The 366-nt window shown below is 64.5% G+C and carries 1 pseudogene; it reads right to left on the minus strand.

What is annotated here, in order from left to right:
* Positions 1–215: pseudogene (locus CJZ78_RS13585) on the minus strand (IS256 family transposase); the annotation flags it as partial.
* Positions 216–366: the final 151 nt, after the last annotated feature.

Genomic DNA, 366 nt, shown 5'->3' on the forward strand with positions numbered 1-366 from the left:
ACCTGGGTGGTGAGCAGCTGCTGGCCTATCATGTTGCGGTGGGTGGAGCGCTGATCCGGGCAGCGCTCATGGAGCTGGGCGCCAGTGAGGGCAGAAACCTCTGCTTCCAGCAGGTCCTGAAAGCCGCGGCGCACGATCTCAGGGATGAGGGCGCCAGCGGTGGTGCCCTCCATGAGCTGAGCCAGCTCGGAGGCGCCACTATGGATATGGGTCATGGTCTGTGTTCGGTTTGGTGGTAGTGCTCCGAACAGGGTCACAGACCGGCCCACCCATTGCCACAGCTAAAGACTGAGGGAGTTGAGCCGTCAGCCCCGGCTACGCCGGGGCTGATCCCCCCGAGTTACACCACTCCATGGGACGCCGCGG

It is taken from the genome of Synechococcus sp. 8F6 (assembly GCF_002252665.1).
GTDB lineage: Bacteria > Cyanobacteriota > Cyanobacteriia > PCC-6307 > Cyanobiaceae > Cyanobium_A.